This window comes from Pseudomonas silensiensis (assembly GCF_050434865.1).
GTDB lineage: Bacteria > Pseudomonadota > Gammaproteobacteria > Pseudomonadales > Pseudomonadaceae > Aquipseudomonas > Aquipseudomonas fluorescens_W.
Genome location: NZ_JBNDJH010000020.1, coordinates 52,672 through 68,661 on the forward strand (window position 1 = coordinate 52,672; position 15,990 = coordinate 68,661).

13 protein-coding genes, 4 tRNA genes and 1 pseudogene are annotated in these 15,990 nt (G+C 59.7%); 6 read left to right on the forward strand and 12 right to left on the reverse strand.

Features of this window, described 5'->3' with window-relative positions; all coding sequences use genetic code 11:
• Positions 1 to 40 precede the first annotated feature (40 nt).
• Positions 41 to 1,780, forward strand: a complete 1,740-nt coding sequence (locus QF010_RS24525) for a dipeptidase (RefSeq protein WP_429534117.1) — start codon at positions 41 to 43, stop codon at positions 1,778 to 1,780.
• A gap of 148 nt (positions 1,781 to 1,928) precedes the next feature.
• Here QF010_RS24525 and QF010_RS24530 read toward each other — a convergent pair.
• From QF010_RS24530 to QF010_RS24545, 4 genes are all read right to left on the reverse strand, one after another.
• Positions 1,929 to 2,004 (reverse strand) — tRNA-Gly (locus QF010_RS24530).
• A 3-nt stretch (positions 2,005 to 2,007) separates the two neighbouring features.
• Positions 2,008 to 2,083: transfer RNA gene (locus QF010_RS24535), tRNA-Glu, on the reverse strand.
• 105 nt (positions 2,084 to 2,188) lie between these two features.
• Positions 2,189 to 2,264, reverse strand: a tRNA-Gly gene (locus QF010_RS24540).
• Positions 2,265 to 2,266: 2 nt separating this feature from the next.
• Positions 2,267 to 2,342, reverse strand: a tRNA-Glu gene (locus tag QF010_RS24545).
• Positions 2,343 to 2,735: 393 nt separating this feature from the next.
• On the opposite strand from QF010_RS24545, the gene QF010_RS24550 reads away from it, so the two are divergent.
• A complete protein-coding gene (locus tag QF010_RS24550; protein ID WP_429510818.1) occupies positions 2,736 to 3,494 on the forward strand; it encodes a hypothetical protein in 759 nt (252 codons plus the stop codon).
• Between the two features lie 491 nt (positions 3,495 to 3,985).
• Here the strand turns inward: QF010_RS24550 and QF010_RS24555 are convergent, their stop codons facing one another.
• The 4 genes and pseudogenes from QF010_RS24555 to QF010_RS24570 form a co-directional block, all read right to left on the reverse strand.
• Positions 3,986 to 4,867: a methyl-accepting chemotaxis protein gene (locus tag QF010_RS24555; protein WP_429513097.1), complete on the reverse strand. Its 882-nt coding sequence runs from the start codon at positions 4,865 to 4,867 to the stop codon at positions 3,986 to 3,988.
• Positions 4,847 to 5,950, reverse strand: a pseudogene (locus tag QF010_RS24560) (HAMP domain-containing protein); the annotation flags it as partial. The pseudogene QF010_RS24560 and the gene QF010_RS24555, both read right to left, overlap by 21 nt.
• 108 nt (positions 5,951 to 6,058) lie before the next feature.
• On the reverse strand, positions 6,059 to 7,450 hold the full coding sequence (locus QF010_RS24565) for an aminotransferase-like domain-containing protein (protein WP_429510819.1): 1,392 nt from the start codon (positions 7,448 to 7,450) through the stop codon (positions 6,059 to 6,061).
• A 183-nt stretch (positions 7,451 to 7,633) separates the two neighbouring features.
• On the reverse strand, positions 7,634 to 8,395 hold the full coding sequence (locus QF010_RS24570) for an SDR family oxidoreductase (RefSeq protein WP_033056901.1): 762 nt from the start codon (positions 8,393 to 8,395) through the stop codon (positions 7,634 to 7,636).
• A 235-nt stretch (positions 8,396 to 8,630) separates the two neighbouring features.
• Here QF010_RS24570 and QF010_RS24575 point away from each other — a divergent pair, with 235 nt between their 5' ends.
• Entirely contained in the window at positions 8,631 to 9,635 is a 1,005-nt protein-coding gene (locus QF010_RS24575; protein WP_429534118.1) for an NADP-dependent oxidoreductase, read from the forward strand.
• A 140-nt stretch (positions 9,636 to 9,775) separates the two neighbouring features.
• On the opposite strand, the gene pyrF is transcribed toward QF010_RS24575, so the two are convergent.
• Positions 9,776 to 10,474, reverse strand: a complete 699-nt coding sequence (gene pyrF / locus QF010_RS24580) for an orotidine-5'-phosphate decarboxylase (protein ID WP_008148060.1) — start codon at positions 10,472 to 10,474, stop codon at positions 9,776 to 9,778.
• 292 nt (positions 10,475 to 10,766) lie between these two features.
• Here pyrF and QF010_RS24585 point away from each other — a divergent pair, with 292 nt between their 5' ends.
• From QF010_RS24585 to xopAW, 3 genes are all read left to right on the forward strand, one after another.
• A complete protein-coding gene (locus QF010_RS24585; protein WP_033053235.1) occupies positions 10,767 to 11,525 on the forward strand; it encodes a response regulator in 759 nt (252 codons plus the stop codon).
• Positions 11,525 to 12,574 carry a sensor histidine kinase gene (locus QF010_RS24590; RefSeq protein ID WP_033056898.1) on the forward strand — a complete coding sequence of 350 codons (1,050 nt, stop codon included), beginning with the start codon at positions 11,525 to 11,527 and terminating at the stop codon, positions 12,572 to 12,574. Before QF010_RS24585 ends, QF010_RS24590 begins: the two co-directional genes overlap by 1 nt.
• A gap of 113 nt (positions 12,575 to 12,687) precedes the next feature.
• Positions 12,688 to 13,344: a XopAW family type III secretion system calcium-binding effector gene (gene xopAW, locus QF010_RS24595; RefSeq protein ID WP_429534119.1), complete on the forward strand. Its 657-nt coding sequence runs from the start codon at positions 12,688 to 12,690 to the stop codon at positions 13,342 to 13,344.
• A gap of 40 nt (positions 13,345 to 13,384) precedes the next feature.
• Here the strand turns inward: xopAW and QF010_RS24600 are convergent, their stop codons facing one another.
• The 3 genes from QF010_RS24600 to QF010_RS24610 all read right to left on the reverse strand — a co-directional run bounded on the left by QF010_RS24600 (position 13,385) and on the right by QF010_RS24610 (position 15,984).
• Positions 13,385 to 14,440: an AI-2E family transporter gene (locus tag QF010_RS24600; protein WP_033056895.1), complete on the reverse strand. Its 1,056-nt coding sequence runs from the start codon at positions 14,438 to 14,440 to the stop codon at positions 13,385 to 13,387.
• 69 nt (positions 14,441 to 14,509) lie between these two features.
• The gene (locus tag QF010_RS24605; protein WP_429534120.1) at positions 14,510 to 15,316 is read right to left on the reverse strand and encodes a DUF4892 domain-containing protein; all 807 of its coding nucleotides are present in this window, start codon (positions 15,314 to 15,316) and stop codon (positions 14,510 to 14,512) included.
• A gap of 8 nt (positions 15,317 to 15,324) precedes the next feature.
• Complete coding sequence (locus QF010_RS24610) at positions 15,325 to 15,984, reverse strand: glutathione S-transferase family protein (RefSeq protein WP_429534121.1); 660 nt, start codon at positions 15,982 to 15,984, stop codon at positions 15,325 to 15,327.
• Positions 15,985 to 15,990: the final 6 nt, after the last annotated feature.

Consider the following 15,990-nt stretch of genomic DNA (forward strand, 5'->3'; position numbering starts at 1 on the left):
GAAACTTCTCATAAACGCCTGCAAAGGAATGCCCCCAACAATGAATTTTTCTCTCAAGCACCTGGCCGCGACCACCCTGGTACTGGCCGGCCTTTCGTCGCTCACCACGCTCGCGCACGCCAACATCAGCCCGCAACAGAGCGCGACTATCCTCAAGACCTTCAGCGACGCATCGGTAACGGATTTCAGACAGTTCCTGGTAGGCCTGGCCAAAAGCGACCTTGGCAAAACCACCAACCTCGGCCCGGCCATCAGTGCCTTTCTCGACAACAAAACCCTGTCTGCCGAACAGCAGAACGAGATCAATCGCCTGCTGGGTATTTATGCCCGGGTGAAATATGGCAGCGCGGCCACCGAGACCCTGCGTGAACTGGTGGAAATACCGACCTTCCAAGTGGACGGTGTAGCCCAGCACGACAACCCTGAATTCATCAAGATCGCCGACAAGATCAAGGGCCTGGCCCAGGCCTTCAATCTGAACTTTCGCAACATCGATAACCGCGTCTACGAAATCTCCCTGGAAGGCAGTGGCGATGAAGTCGTGGGCATCCACGCCCATGCCGATGTGGTGCCCGTGACGCCGGAGAACTGGGTCCTGAAGGACGGCACCAAACTCGATCCGTTCAAGGTCACTCTGATCGGCGACCGCATGTATGGCCGGGGCACCGAGGATGATAAAAACGGCATCGTGGTGGCGATGTACGCCATGAAGATCATCAAGGAAGAGAAGCTGCCGCTGGCCAGGAACTTCAAGCTGTTAGTCGACACCACCGAAGAAACCACCGGCGACGCGATCCCTTATTACTTCGAACACAACCCGACACCCAACTACAACCTGGCGCTGGATGGCGGCTATCCGGTGGTGATTGCCGAGAAAGGCTACGGCACAGTCATGGCCAACTTCCCGCGACGTAATGGTCAAGGCAAGGGCGCCGAAATCATCTCGATGACAGGCGGGATGGCCACCAACCAGATTCCTTCTGCTTCGGTGGCCACCCTTGTCACCGACAAGCCCGCCGAACTGGCCGCCAGCCTGCAGAAAGCCGGTTCGGATTATGCCAAGCGCAATGGCGGTAACTTCGAGGTAAACGCCAAGGTCGACGGCAAGGACGTCAAGCTGACCGTCACCGGCGTTTCCGCTCACTCCTCCGAGCCCGAGTCCGGTGTTAACCCAGTGGCCAGGATGCTGGGCTTCATCCATAGCGTTGATGGAAAAGTCGCGCTGAAGCACAACCACATCACTGACGCTGCCCGCTACGCCGCCGACAACTGGGGCCTGGATTACCTGGGTGGCAAATTGGGGGTCGGCTTCTCCGATGCCTTCATGGGTCCGCTGACCACTTCCCTGACCTTTGTCGGGATGGATGACAAAGCCTTCAAGCTCGCGGTCAACCTGCGCGTGCCGAAGGGCGAGTCCCCGGAAGCGCTCAAGGCGAAAATTGCTGAAAAGATTGGCGCCTGGAGCAAGAAGTCCCACGTAGCGGCGACCTTCACCTACTCGATCGCCGAGCCGATGTACCGCAACCCTGAGGGTGAATGGGTCAAGGCCTTGCTGGCGGTGTCCACTGAAAACCTGGATATGGAACACAAGTTCGGCAGCTCCGCCGGCGCAACGTCGGTTCATGAGCTGCCCAATGGCGTGCAATTCGGCCTGGCCAGGCCCGAGGTCAAGTACACCGGCCACACCGACAACGAGTTCAAGACCGTCGACCAGTTCCTGCTGGACCTGCAGATCGTGACCGAGATGATGGGGCGCATCGGGCAGTTGCCGAAGCTCTGATCCCTTTCGGACCCGCCATTTTTGGCGGGTCCAACGCTTTGATCGTCTTGATTCCAACTCAAACAAAAAAAGGACCTTAAGGTCCTTTTTCATGGATGACGCACAAACAAAAACGCCGCTCATTGCTGAGCGGCGTTTTTGTTAAATATGGAGCGGGAAACGAGACTCGAACTCGCGACCCCGACCTTGGCAAGGTCGTGCTCTACCAACTGAGCTATTCCCGCAAATGGCGTCCCCTAGGGGACTCGAACCCCTGTTACCGCCGTGAAAGGGCGGTGTCCTAGGCCACTAGACGAAGGGGACACGCTAACTGAAACACATGGTGTGTATTTCAGTGCCCAAATCCGCATCCGAAGATGCTGGTTCTGGTTTCACTCAGCCCTGCCCGAAAGCAACGCTGTTTAAAATTGGAGCGGGAAACGAGACTCGAACTCGCGACCCCGACCTTGGCAAGGTCGTGCTCTACCAACTGAGCTATTCCCGCATTGGCGTCCCCTAGGGGACTCGAACCCCTGTTACCGCCGTGAAAGGGCGGTGTCCTAGGCCACTAGACGAAGGGGACACACGTACAACATTCACTCCCTACCGCGTTTCGCTGTGTGCTTTACGCTGTAAGTGGCGCGCATTCTATGGATGGATTGAGGGGTCGTCAACCCCCAGATATAAATTTATTTAAATCAATGACTTCGCCCTGCTTTGAGACACTAATCCGGCCTTTCCGTCGTCCGGCGTTTGACGCCTATATTCTGACACCCGCCAAGACGTTATAGTCCACCCACGCCAAAGATGATGGCAATGTGCGCCTAGCACGCTATTACTTATATAAGCAGGAACGCGGCCGATACAGGCAGTGCAGTAGCTGATTCAACTCGCTGAGCGGCGCTATGCGTCCCAATGCCAAGCCACTACACTCGCACGCGAACCCCATAAAGAGGTCTTACCGGTGACACCACTCATGATCACCCTGCTAGTCGTAGCCGGGATCGCACTATTGATCGCCATTGGCTACATGAACCATGTGGTGGAAAACAATAAGCTGGAAAAGGCCCGCGCCAAAGTTGAGCTCAACGATCGTCTGCGTCGTTGCGGCGAAATCACCGAGACCTTCCCCGGCCAATTGATGACACCGTCACTCAAGCTGCTGTTGACCCGTCTGGAACTGAACGTCTGCCAACGCCTGCTCAACCTGGAAAAAACCAGCTCCAACCTCAAGGCACGAATTGGCGAACTGAGCGCTTTGGTCGGCCAAGGCGAATCGATCCCGGTCAACAACCCGCCGGCACCGATCCAGACCGAAGCCAAAGCCAAGGACGTACGTTTCCTGCTCGAAGCCCTGCACGGCCAAATCACCCGCGCCGCACAGGACGGCTTCCTGCCGACCAACGAAGCCAAACGCTGGATCCGCGAAGTTCGCCACATCCTGGTCCTGCTGCACATCGAATTCTTCAACAACCTCGGCCAGCACGCCCTGCAACAAAACCAGCCCGGCCAGGCCCGCCTGGCATTCGAACGCGGCGTGCAATACCTGCGCAAACAACAGGAACCGCAGGTCTACGCCGAACAACTGGAATACCTGGAAAAACTCCTGGCCCGCGCCAACGCACAAGTCATGGACAACATCGCCCCGGTAGAAGGCGAAGTGAACCAGCTGACCGAAGGCCTCAAAGACGTCGAGGCCGATGCGGACTGGAAGAAAAAAGTGATCTACGACTGATCAGAGAAAGCAGAAAAGCCACCGAAAGGTGGCTTTTTTTTGCGTTGAGTTTGATGGGCGGGTACAGCCAGGACAGAAAGGTCGACTATCAGGCCGCCATCGCAGGCAAGCCAGCTCCCACAGGGGATCGGTGTTCGCCTTTCGCCTTTCGCTTCTCATCACTCAACAGGCCGAGCGTTAGCTCGCCTGCAGCTCTTGATCTTGATCCTCCCGCCCCGTCGGGAGGCTGAGTGGAGGTGTTCATCCGGGGAGTGGCGCGCAGCGCCGTTCGACGCAGTCGAACACGCTGCATGTAGGTCGTCGCGAAGCAGACCGGAGGGCAGTGTCCCCGGATGGATACCGGAACGAAGGAACGCCGAGCCTAAGCGAGGGGCCGGACGCTTGGGGCGAAGCGTTTTGGTTCCTTTTGGGCGTCTGCAAAAGGGACTCGCTGTAAGAGCGAAACCATTAGCGGCCGTTACCGCAGCAACGGATATGTACACAGAAAAGAATCAAAGCCGAAAGTGCCCCACCATCCCCTTCAACTCAACCCCCAACTGCGCCAACTCAATACTGGAAGCCGCATTCCCCTGCATCGCCAACGAAGACTGATCCGCACTGGCCCGAATACTCGTGACACTGCGGTTAATCTCCTCAGCCACCGAACTCTGCTCCTCGGCAGCCGCTGCAATCTGCTGGTTCATCTGCTGAATCAAAGACACTGCCGCCGCAATACTCCCCAGCGCACTCTCAGTCTGCAACGCATCACTCACCGCCAGCTTCACCAGCTCGCCACTGTTCTGAATCTGCTGAACAGAAGACTGAGCCGCCGAGCGCAAGGCACTCACCAGTCGTTCAATCTCCTCAGTCGATTGCTGAGTACGCTTGGCCAGGGCCCGCACTTCATCGGCCACCACCGCAAAGCCCCTGCCCTGCTCGCCGGCTCGAGCCGCCTCGATCGCGGCGTTGAGGGCCAACAGATTGGTCTGCTCTGCCACACTCTTGATGACGCTCAGCACCGTACCGATGTTCTGGATTTCCGCACTCAAACTTTCGATGCTCGAACTGGCCGAGGTGGCTGAATCCGCCAACTGTTCGATCCGCGCCATGCTCTGGCGCACCACCTCCTGACCACTTTCAACCTTGTCGTCCGCTGTCTGCGCCGCCTGAGCGGCCTCCTCCGCGTTGCGCGCAACGTCATGCACGGTGGCGGTCATCTGATTCATCGCGGTAGCGACCTGTTCGGTTTCTTCCTTCTGGCTGCTGACTTCAAGATTGGTCTGCTCGGTCACCGCCGACAGTGACTGCGCTGAACTGGCCAACTGTTCGATACCCGCCTGCAAACCGCTGACAATGCTGCTAAGCCCCGCGCCCATCTGCTGCATGGCCTGCATCAGCTGCCCGATCTCATCACGACGGGTCACCTCAACCGTCGCACTCAAATCGCCAGAAGCAATCTGTTGAGCAACATGGATCACACTGCGCAGCGGTGCCACGATCAACCGGGTAATCACCCAGGCCGCAATCAGCCCGACCAGCAGCGCCAGCGCCGAGGAACCGATGATCAGCAGCGCGTTCTTTTTCAGCTCCGCCTGCATCGACCGGTCTTCGGCAACATAGGCCTGATCCACCCGCTCCACCACCTGAGCGGCGCGCTGATGGAGTTGCTCAGAGACGGTTTTTTCCTGCGCCAGCAGGCCGGTGTACTCGGCGAGTTTTTCGCTGAATCCGCCAATGTGCCCGACCACCTCATTGAGGACCGTCTGGTAACCCTCATCCTTGACCGTGGTTTTCAGCTGCTCGGCCTGGGCCAGTGCCTGGTCGGCCTGCTCGATCTTGCCCTGCCCTGCACTGTCGTCGCCCTTGCGGCTCAGGTCCAGGCGCACACGCGCTTCGTTCATGGCTTGCAACATCAACCGCGACACCTGGCTGACCTGATTGGCCTGTTCGATGAACTGACCACCGTCCTTGCCTTCGGATTCCTTCAAGGTATAAGCGCCGTCATCGGCCAGCCCGGCCTGCAGCACGTCGAGATTATTGGCCACGCTGGACACCGACCAACTGGCCATCTCCAGTGCCAGGTCCTTGCCCTGGCTGAGCGAGACGAACTCGTCAAAGGCCTTGCGGTAAGCCCCCAAGGACTGCTCGACGTCATTCATCACCGGCACGTTGGCCGCAGACGCCGCTTTCAGTTGGGTTGCCAGAGCGATCAGGCCGTCAACGCCCTCACGCAGCGCATCAGCGGTTTTCGGGTTGCCGTGCAAGGCGTAATCCTGCTCGATCAGTCTCACCTTGAGCAAACCGCTGTTGAGCGACGACATCTGCTTGAGCCCGTCGAAGCGCTGGCTGATGGTTTGCAGGGACCATACGCCGATGGCCGCCACCAAGGCGGTCAACAGCAGCACCAGTACAAACCCGACACCCAGTTTTTTCGCCATACCGAGGTTGGCAAAACGTCCTTGCACGGCCGAAATCATTGCACTTAGTCCCCTGACATAGTCTGTTGACGCAGATTCGCAACGGGCCTGTATCAACACAAGTCTCCGGCGTCGGAATAATGGCAAAAAGCTACGCTCACGTCGTTTTCAGAACGCTTGAGGTCGATCCAGAGCGGTGGCCTGAAAAAACGCCCGGGCTCGCGGATCACAGGCATAGGCCACATTGATACGCTGCCAGTCACTGGCTTCTGCGGTGGGACTGAATGCCGTCGCAGAAGACAACAGGACACCGAAGCGCTGGGCTTGTTTACGCACCTGAGCGTAGTCGGACATCCGCGATCGCGCCCAGATGAACAGGCCTCCAACCGGCTTGCCGAAAACCTCCCATTCGGCGTCTTCAAGCACTTGCAACGCCGCCTCCCGGTCATTGCTCAAACGCTGGCGCTGGCGCTGGACCAGTTTGCGGTAGGCACCGCTGGCTAAAAGGCTTGCCAGCACCGACTCGCAAAACCGTGAAGCGCCCATGCTGCTGATCATCTTGACCTCGGCCAGCCGCGAAACAACCCCGGCGCTGGCCACTACAAAACCGACCCGCAACGAACTGCTGAGGGTTTTGGAGTAGCTGCCGACGTAGATCACGTTGTCATCGATACCCAACGCAGCGAGGCGCATACCGGGGCCGCTGTGCAAATCCGCGTAGACGTCATCCTCGATAACCAGAACGCCATAGGTTTTGGCCAGTAGCACAACCCGCTGCGCCACCGCCGGCGCCAGGCTGCTGCCAGTGGGATTGTGATAGAAACTATTGATGAAGATCCCGCAGGGCCTGTACTTAACCAGCAGCGCCTCAAGCGCTTCAATATCCGGCCCGTGCGGGGTTCGCGGTACCTCGACCATGCTGACACCGTGCAGCCTGAGCAAATCGAACAGCAAGGAATAACCGGGATTCTCCACCACCACACAATCACCCGGCTTGAACAAGGTCCGCACGATCAGGTCCAGCCCCTGACTGGCCCCCGCCGTTGTCAGGATCCGGCTTTCCTCCACCAGGATATCGAGCTGTTTAAGGCGCTTGCGGATCTGTTGGCGCAAGGCTGGCAGCCCCAGCGGCGTGCTGTAGTTGAACAGGCCGACCATGTCGGTGCGGCTGACCTGGCGTATCGCGTAGCTCAGGTCGTCAGTTTCGCGCCAGCTCTCGGGTAGCCCGCCACACCCCAGTTTGAGTTCGCCCGAAGTGCCACCCTGCTTCCTTTCTGCCCCCTCGAACCAGGGGCAATCCTGTTGCCCCTGAGCGGCCAGCGCTGGCATGGCGACAATGAAACCGGCGCCATGCCGCGACGCCAGCACCCCTTGAGCCACCAGACGCTCACAGGCCTCAACGACGCTGGACTGACTGAGCAAATTGACCCGGGCGATTTGCCGCACAGAAGGCAAACGCGTCCCCGGCGGCACCTCGCCACGGCAAAGCCAGCAGGCTAGCGCGTCGACGATTTGCTGTACGACCGGCACCAATGCCTGTCGATCGATTCTCAACTCCATGAGCAAGCAAACTCCTGTCCGTTTTGCGGGAAACAGTTAATCACAGGAGTGGTCAATCAGCTGTGCGACAACGCCGCTAAAACCATCGGTTCTAACCATTTGAAACACATTGTCCGGTACCTTTGAGGAACCGAAAAAAAACCCGCACAAATGCGGGTTTTTTCCTACGTTGCAGTGCGTGGTTCAGAACGCCGTGACGCCACCGTCCACCGCCAGCGAATGCCCCGTGGTGAACGCAGCGCCGTCGCTGCACAAGTACAGCACCGCACTGGCAATTTCCTCGACCTTGCCGATGCGCCCGACCGGGTGCATGGCATTGGCGAACTCGCCTTTCTTCGGGTCGGCTTCATAGGCACGGCGGAACATGTCGGTGTCGATCACTGCCGGACACACCGCGTTCACGCGAATCTTTTTCTTGGCGTATTCGATGGCTGCCGATTTGGTCAGGCCGATCACCGCGTGTTTCGACGCCGCGTAAATACTCATCTTCGGCGCAGCCCCAAGGCCCGCTACCGATGCGGTGTTGACGATTGCGCCGCCGCCCTGGGCCAGCAGCAATGGCAACTGGTACTTCATGCACAACCAGACGCCTTTGACGTTGACGCCCATGATCGCGTCGAACTCGTCGACCGTGCCTTCGGCCAGTTTGCCTTTCTCGATCTCGATGCCGGCGTTGTTGAAGGCATAGTCGAGACGGCCGTAGGTATTGATCACTTCGTCCATCAGATTTTTTACATCGCTTTCCAGCGTGACGTTGCAGCGCACGAAGGTGGCTTCACCGCCAGCGGTACGAATCAGCGCCACCGTGCCCTCACCACCCGCCGCGTCCAGGTCGGCCACTACCACTTTCAAGCCTTCAGCGGCGAACGCCTGGGCAGTCGCGCGGCCAATGCCATTGGCGGCGCCCGTTACAACGGCGACCTGGCCAGAAAACGTCATGCTCATTGTTATGTCCTCGAAGAGAAGGTGCGGGGGATCGCGTGTTCGCAATCTAGCCACAAGGGCCTGCGGCGCGGCAGCACTATCAGAAGGCCGGTTGGGTGCCCATGAGTGACAGTGATAAAACCGCCCGTGTGACTATCACTGCACTGGATCGATATGCATTCGCCGCATCAGCCAAACTTGCGGCATCGATCATGAAGGTCTATCAACAAGTCTTCATTCATCTTGAGTGCCTGTCATGACTACCCAGACCAATCGCCAGTTCCTGCTCGCCAAACGTCCGGTGGGCGCGGCGACCCGCGAGACCTTCACCTATCAAGAAGTACCGGTCGGCGAACCGGCTGATGGTCAGATCCTGGTCAAAAACGAATACCTGTCCCTGGACCCTGCCATGCGTGGCTGGATGAACGAGGGCAAGTCCTACATCCCGCCGGTCGGTATCGGCGAAGTGATGCGCGCATTGGGCGTAGGCAAAGTCGTTGCCTCGAATAATCCGGGTTTCGCGGTCGGGGACTACGTCAACGGTGCCTTGGGTGTGCAGGATTACTTCCTCGGCGAACCACGAGGTTTCTACAAGGTCGATCCGAAACTGGCGCCTCTGCCACGCTATCTGTCGGCGCTGGGCATGACCGGAATGACCGCCTATTTCGCCCTGCTCGATGTCGGCGCGCCAAAGGCTGGCGACACCGTGGTGCTGTCGGGCGCGGCCGGTGCGGTGGGCAGCATTGCCGGGCAGATTGCCAAAATCAAAGGGTGCCGCGTGATCGGCATTGCCGGGGGCGCAGACAAGTGCCAGTTCCTGATCGACGAACTGGGTTTTGACGGTGCCATCGATTACAAAAACGAAGACGTCCACGCCGGCCTCAAGCGTGAATGCCCGAAAGGGGTCGATGTGTATTTCGATAACGTCGGCGGCGATATCCTCGACGCGGTGTTGAGCCGCCTGGCCCTGAAGGCGCGGGTGGTGATCTGTGGCGCCATCAGCCAGTACAACAACAATGAAGCGGTCAAGGGCCCGGCCAATTACCTGGCGCTGCTGGTCAACCGCGCACGGATGGAAGGCTTTGTGGTGATGGACTATGCCGCGCAGTTCGCCGCCGCCGGGCAGGAAATGGCCGGATGGATGGCCAAGGGGCAGCTCAAGAGCAAGGAAGACATTGTTGAAGGACTGGAGACGTTCCCGGAGACGCTGATGAAATTGTTCAGCGGCGAGAATTTCGGGAAGTTGGTGTTGAAGGTTTAACCCAGTATTTCAGACACCACAAAAAACAACTGTAGGAGTGAGCCTGCTCGCGATAGCGGTGTATCAGTCAACATAGATGTCGACGGATACACCGCTATCGCGAGCAGGCTCACTCCTACATTTTGGTCTTCAGTGTTTGATCAGGCGAGCTCGGCGACTACGGCGGCCAACGCCTTGGCCGGGTCCGCCGCCTGGCTGATCGGACGGCCAATCACCAGATAATCGGAACCGGCATCCAGCGCCTGACGCGGGGTCAGGATGCGGCGCTGATCGTCCTGGGCACTGCCTGCCGGACGAATCCCCGGGGTCACCAGTTGCAGCGACGGGTGCGCCGATTTCAGGGCCTGGGCTTCCAGGGCCGAACAGACCAGACCGTCCATCCCGGCTTTTTCCGCCAACGCGGCCAGGCGCAACACTTGCTCCTGCGGCTCGATATCCAGACCGATACCCGCCAGATCCTCACGCTCCATGCTGGTCAGCACGGTCACGCCGATCAGCAGTGGTTTCGGACCGGTGCGCTGGTCGAGCACTTCGCGGCACGCGGCCATCATGCGCAAACCACCGGAGCAGTGCACATTGACCATCCACACGCCCATCTCGGCAGCCGCCTTGACGGCCATGGCGGTGGTGTTCGGGATGTCATGGAACTTGAGGTCCAGGAACACTTCGAAACCCTTGTCACGCAGGGTGCCAACGATTTCCGAAGCGCAGCTGGTGAACAATTCTTTACCCACTTTGACCCGGCACAGCTTCGGGTCCAACTGATCGGCCAGCTTCAGTGCGGCGTCACGGGTGGGGAAATCCAGGGCGACGATGATAGGAGTCTGGCAGGCGGACATGAGTGGGCTCTCAGGCAGGTCGAAATCGGCGCGCATTGTAGCGGAACCAGCGCCTCTGCGGGACCCGATGATCGGTAATTCGTCGAGGCGGCTCAAGCAAGACTAGCCCTTGCACCCATTGTGTCGAGTCAGATACACACATGACACGCCTGCAACACCCTTCAACGTTACCTTCGGCAGCCGCAACACGTCCTACAGCACTTCCCGCCTCCGGGCCGGACGCCTATGCTGAAACCACAACCTCGCAGCCCATCTTTGTGGTTGGCAGCCTACCTGGCAGATGAACGCACGCATGCACAACCTCCACGCACCTGTGAACGACGATCAAAAAGCGCCCGGCGACGACAAACGCTGGAGCATTCGCGCCCTGATCGTCGACGATGACGTCCCGATCCGCGAACTGATGATCGACTATCTGGCCCGGTTCAACATTCACGCCAGCGGCGTCACCGATGGCGCCGCGATGCGCCTGGCGCTGCAAGCGGAGCATTTCGACGTGGTGGTGCTCGACCTGATGCTGCCCGGCGAAGACGGTTTGTCGCTGTGCCGCTGGCTACGCGCCGAATCGGACATCCCGATTCTGATGCTCACTGCCCGCTGCGAACCCACCGACCGGATCATCGGCCTGGAGCTGGGCGCCGACGACTACATGGCCAAGCCGTTCGAGCCGCGAGAATTGGTGGCACGCATCCAGACGATCCTGCGCCGGGTGCGCGACGATCGCACTGAACAACGGGCGAACATCCGTTTCGACAACTGGCGCCTGAACAGCGTGCTGCGTCAGTTGATCGCCGCTGATGGCCTGGTGGTGCCGCTGTCCAACGCCGAGTTCCGTTTACTCTGGGTGTTCATCGAACGTCCGCGCCGGGTACTCAGCCGCGAACAACTGCTGGACGCCGCTCGCGGTCGCTCGATCGAAGCCTTTGATCGCAGCATCGACTTGCTGGTCTCGCGTCTGCGCCAGAAACTCGGTGATGACCCGAAAGCGCCGCAGTTGATCAAAACCGTTCGCGGTGAGGGTTATCTGTTCGACGCCCGAGACATCGGCTGATGCGTGTGCGCTTCGATACGCTCTTCGGCCGCCTGTTTGGCATGTTGCTGGTGGCGATCATCCTGGCGCACGTGTTGGCATTTTTCTGGTTTCACTATTACGGCCCGCCGCCGCCCCCTCCGCCGCCGGGGTTTTCCGAAAACTTCGACGGACAGCGCCCGCCGATGGACCCGCGCTTCGGAAATCGGCCACCGCGGCCGTGGTTCGGCGGCCCCTTGGTGCCACTGACCTTTCAACTGGTCTCGCTGATCATCGCCGCCTGGTACGGCGCCAAACTGCTGAGCCGGCCGATCCAGCGCCTGAGCGATGCGGCCGAACGACTGAGCGAAAACCTCGACAGCCCGCCTCTGGATGAGTCCGGCCCACGGGAAGCCAGGCAAGCGGCGCACACCTTCAACAAGATGCAGCAACGCATTCGTGAACAAGTGCAGCAACGTTCGCGGATGCTGGGCGCCGTCTCCCACGACCTGCGCACGCCGCTGTCGCGGCTCAAGCTGCGGCTGGAGCAGATCGACGACAACAAACTGCAAGGCCAGATGCGACAGGATCTGGACGACATGATCGGCATGCTCGACGCCACGCTCACTTACCTGCACGAGCAGCGCACCAGTGAGGTCCTGCAGTGGATGGACGTGCAGGCGCTGGTCGAATCCCTCAGTGAAAACGCCCAGGACCAGGGCGCCGATGTGCTCACCAGCGGCCACTGCGCGCCGCTGCAAGTGCAGCCGATGGCCTTGCGTTCGTGCATCAACAACCTGCTGGACAATGCCCTTCGCTATGCCGGGCAGGCCATGATTACGCTTGAAGACACCCGCGAAAACCTGGTGATCCGGGTTATCGATCATGGGCCGGGTATTGCGGCGGATAAACGTGAAGCCGTGTTCGAGCCGTTCTTTCGTCTGGAAGGATCGCGCAACCGCAACTCCGGTGGCGTCGGACTGGGCATGACCATCGCCCGCGAAGCCGCCGAACGCCTGGGTGGACAGTTGAGCCTTGAAGAAACGCCTGGTGGTGGCCTGACAGCAGTGATTCGCCTGCCCCGAGCCTGATTACCCGCACTGTGTACCGCTCGGTACAAACCTCACATACCCACGACAACTTGCCCCTTGAGGCTGCATAAGCCGGTACACCCACCGGCTATCCATTCCAAGGAGTGAGCGCAATGATTGGTAGCGTCAGCAGTTACACGAGCTATACCAGCACCAGCAGCACCACGACCAGCACCGCCCGCAGTCAGCAGTTTCAGAAAGAGCTGCTCGCCAAACTCGACGGCAACAGCGACGGCGCGGTGGATCAGGATGAACTCAAGAGCGCCCTGTCGCAGAAAACCGACGACGGTCTGCTGGTCAGCCTGAGCAAGAATTTCGCCGACCTGGACAGCGACGACAGCGGCAGCCTGAGCGGTGAAGAGATGGCCGCGATGGCCCCTCCGCCGCCACCACCACGGGACCAGGCACCGAACACCGAACTGGCTGACGCGCTGATCAGCGCCCTGGACGCCGACGGTGACGGCGCCATCAGCAGTGATGAACTGAGCAACGGCCTGGCCAGCGCCGACAGCAGCGCCGGCAGCACCTCATCGACCAGCACCGATACCAGCGCCGCGTTGCTCAAAGTGCTGGATAGCGACAGCAGTGGCGGCGTCAGTAGCGACGAGTTGAACGTAGCGTTGCAAGCCGGCCGCGAGCGAAACACCGACAGCTCCACCGATCAGTCGAGCGTGACCGAAGCCCTGAACAAAATGATCGCCAACCTGAGCAAGCAGTACTCGCTCGACAACGTGGCGACTGTGGGTAAGTACCTGAACGAGGCCACTTAAGTCAAAAGCCCACTGACCTTCACAGGTTCAGTGGGAACGATCAAGGCCGGCGATCCTCAACCCGAGCCTGACTCTTGCTCCAGTCGTTCAGCAGGCTGTAGGCCACCGCCAGCAACGTCGGGCCGATGAACAAGCCAATAAACCCAAAGGCAATCAACCCGCCAAACACCCCAAGCAGGACAATCACCAACGGCAAATTCCCGCCCCGGCTGATCAGGTACGGTTTGAGCACGTTGTCGACGCCACTGATGATGAACATCCCCCATATTCCGAGAAACACCGCCATCCCGTACTCACCCTTCCAGGCCAGCCAGGCCGTGGCCGGAATCCACACCAGCGGCGGCCCCATCGGAATCAGGCTCAGCAAAAACGTGACGATCCCCAGCACCAGCGCCCCAGGCACCCCGGCAATCAAAAACCCGATCAACGCCAGAACCGCCTGGGCCGCCGCCGTCCCGATCACGCCGTTCACCACCCGCTGCACCGTGCCCGCCACCAATTCAATGTAATACCCGGCACGGTCACCAATCAGACGTTCCAGCAACCCGTGAACAAACGCCGCCAAACGCGGCCCGTCACGGTAGAAAAAGAACACGAAGACGATACTCAACGTCAGCTCGAGAATCCCGCCGCCAATCTGCGCGCTACGCGCCAGCAGCCAATTGCCGACCTGGCCCAGGTAAGGTTTGACCGCCAGCATCAGCGCCGCGCCCTGCTGATCGATGCTGTTCCAGACCCCCACCAACCGCTCGCCCACCAAGGGAATACTGCCCAGCCAGGTCGGCGCTTCCGGCAGCCCGTCGACCTGCACATCCTTGATGAACGCCGTGGCATCGCGCACATGGTCCGCGAGGTTGAACCCCAGCCAGACCAATGGCAACGCCACCAGCAACATCCAGCCCAGCGTCAGCACGGCGGCCGCCAGAGATTCGCGACCATTGAGCAAACGCGTCAGCAAACGCATCAGCGGCCAGCTGGCAAACGCCAGCACCGCGCCCCAGAACAGCGCCGACCAGAACGGCGCCATCACCCAGAAGCTCGCGCCAAACAGCACCAGGAGCAGGATCTGCACCAACAGCCGATCGTTATTGATCATCTAAATCTCGAAAAAAGTCAGTTCGCAAAGGAATAGGCGAACGCGGCATGCACGTTCACCTGATAAAGCTTACCGCAACAGTTCGATGTGCAAGCCAGCGCCGTCGACGCTACCCGCTTCCATCCTGGCGGTACGCACACCCTGCCCGATCAGTGCCTGACGCCAGGCTTCGGCGTTCGGCCCGGAAACACTGACCCGCAACGTGGTGTCCAGATTCAGCCCACGGGAGATCAAGCGCAGCCAGGTATCGTCAGGATCGCCGGTCAATTTGGGAAAATCGAGCTCACCGGTGCTTTTGAGCTCTCGAAGCAAGGTTGCAGAAGTCGGCAGCAAATCACCCAGCGGCGCGGCGGCGTCAAACTGTTCGACGTGCAGATACGCTTTGCGATTGCCGCGCGTGATGCTGTAAAGCGCCACCAGCGTGTTGTCCTGTGGGGCCGCCAGGCGCAACAGCAAGAACGCTTGCTGATCATCAGCGCCATACAGCTTGGCATTACCGAAGACATCATTGGCCCACAGGCTGCTTTCGCCGCAATCACGGGCCTGGCACCAGAACAGCAACTGGGCGTCCTGCTTCTGCAAGGCTTCACGAGCGGCGGTGAAGGCCTCGGTGGAGGAATGCTCCGGTGGCAACTCGTAGGTCACCGACGTGGTTTTCCCCCGGGCACCGACCTGGCCGTCAAAGCGCAACTGGCCGCTGATTTTGCGGATCGAGCCCAATGGATAGATCCGCTCAAGTTCGGCGACCGGACGATAGTCGACGATCTGCGCATCGGCCATACGCGGCACGATCGGCAAGTCCTGACTGCCCGGGATATCGGCGGCAAACAACAGGGGACTGAAAGTACACAGCGCCAGCAGACTGAGTGAACGCATGGATAGACTCATCGGATCAGCATGGCCTGGGCGCCTTTGATAATACTGGCGTCATCGATGCGCTCAGGCACCAGCAAACCACGCTGTACCGCCGGACGCGCCTCCATAGTTGCCATCCAGCGCTGCAAGGCCGACAAACCGTCGACCTCGACACCGGACCACTCATGGCCACGGACCCAAGGATAGGTGGCGATGTCGGCAATACTGTATTCACCGGCCAGAAACTCCACGGCTTGCAGGCGCGTGTCGAGCACTTCATAGAGGCGGCGGGTTTCATGTTGATAGCGATCGATGGCGCCCTGGAGTTTCTCCGGAAAATAACGGAAAAACACGTTGGCCTGCCCCTGCATCGGGCCGATTCCACCCATCTGGAACATCAGCCATTGCAGGACCACTGAACGCCCCTTGGGGTCTTTTGGCAGCAGTTTGCCGCTCAGTTCAGCCAGGTAAATCAGGATCGCGCCGGATTCAAACACGGCGAAATCGCCGTTGGCGCGGTCGACAATCGCCGGAATCCGGCCATTGGGATTGATCTTGAGGAAGTCCTCGGACTTCTGTTCCTTCTTGTCGAAACTCAAGGCGTGCACCGTGTAGGGCAGGCCGAGTTCCTCGAGCACGATAGAGACCTTGTGGCCATTCGGGGTCGCAGCGGTGTAGAGATCTATCATGGTTGT

Bases quoted from the DNA above. Each gene is read 5' to 3' on its own strand.
- QF010_RS24525 (WP_429534117.1), top strand. From the start codon at position 41: ATGAATTTTTCTCTCAAGCACCTGGCCGCGACCACCCTGGTACTGGCC.
- QF010_RS24550 (WP_429510818.1), top strand. From the start codon at position 2,736: ATGATCACCCTGCTAGTCGTAGCCGGGATCGCACTATTGATCGCCATT.
- QF010_RS24555 (WP_429513097.1), bottom strand. From the start codon at position 4,867: ATGCAGGCCATGCAGCAGATGGGCGCGGGGCTTAGCAGCATTGTCAGC.
- QF010_RS24565 (WP_429510819.1), bottom strand. From the start codon at position 7,450: ATGGAGTTGAGAATCGATCGACAGGCATTGGTGCCGGTCGTACAGCAA.
- QF010_RS24570 (WP_033056901.1), bottom strand. From the start codon at position 8,395: ATGAGCATGACGTTTTCTGGCCAGGTCGCCGTTGTAACGGGCGCCGCC.
- QF010_RS24575 (WP_429534118.1), top strand. From the start codon at position 8,631: ATGACTACCCAGACCAATCGCCAGTTCCTGCTCGCCAAACGTCCGGTG.
- pyrF (WP_008148060.1), bottom strand. From the start codon at position 10,474: ATGTCCGCCTGCCAGACTCCTATCATCGTCGCCCTGGATTTCCCCACC.
- QF010_RS24585 (WP_033053235.1), top strand. From the start codon at position 10,767: ATGCACAACCTCCACGCACCTGTGAACGACGATCAAAAAGCGCCCGGC.
- QF010_RS24590 (WP_033056898.1), top strand. From the start codon at position 11,525: ATGCGTGTGCGCTTCGATACGCTCTTCGGCCGCCTGTTTGGCATGTTG.
- xopAW (WP_429534119.1), top strand. From the start codon at position 12,688: ATGATTGGTAGCGTCAGCAGTTACACGAGCTATACCAGCACCAGCAGC.
- QF010_RS24600 (WP_033056895.1), bottom strand. From the start codon at position 14,440: ATGATCAATAACGATCGGCTGTTGGTGCAGATCCTGCTCCTGGTGCTG.
- QF010_RS24605 (WP_429534120.1), bottom strand. From the start codon at position 15,316: ATGCGTTCACTCAGTCTGCTGGCGCTGTGTACTTTCAGTCCCCTGTTG.
- QF010_RS24610 (WP_429534121.1), bottom strand. From the start codon at position 15,984: ATGATAGATCTCTACACCGCTGCGACCCCGAATGGCCACAAGGTCTCT.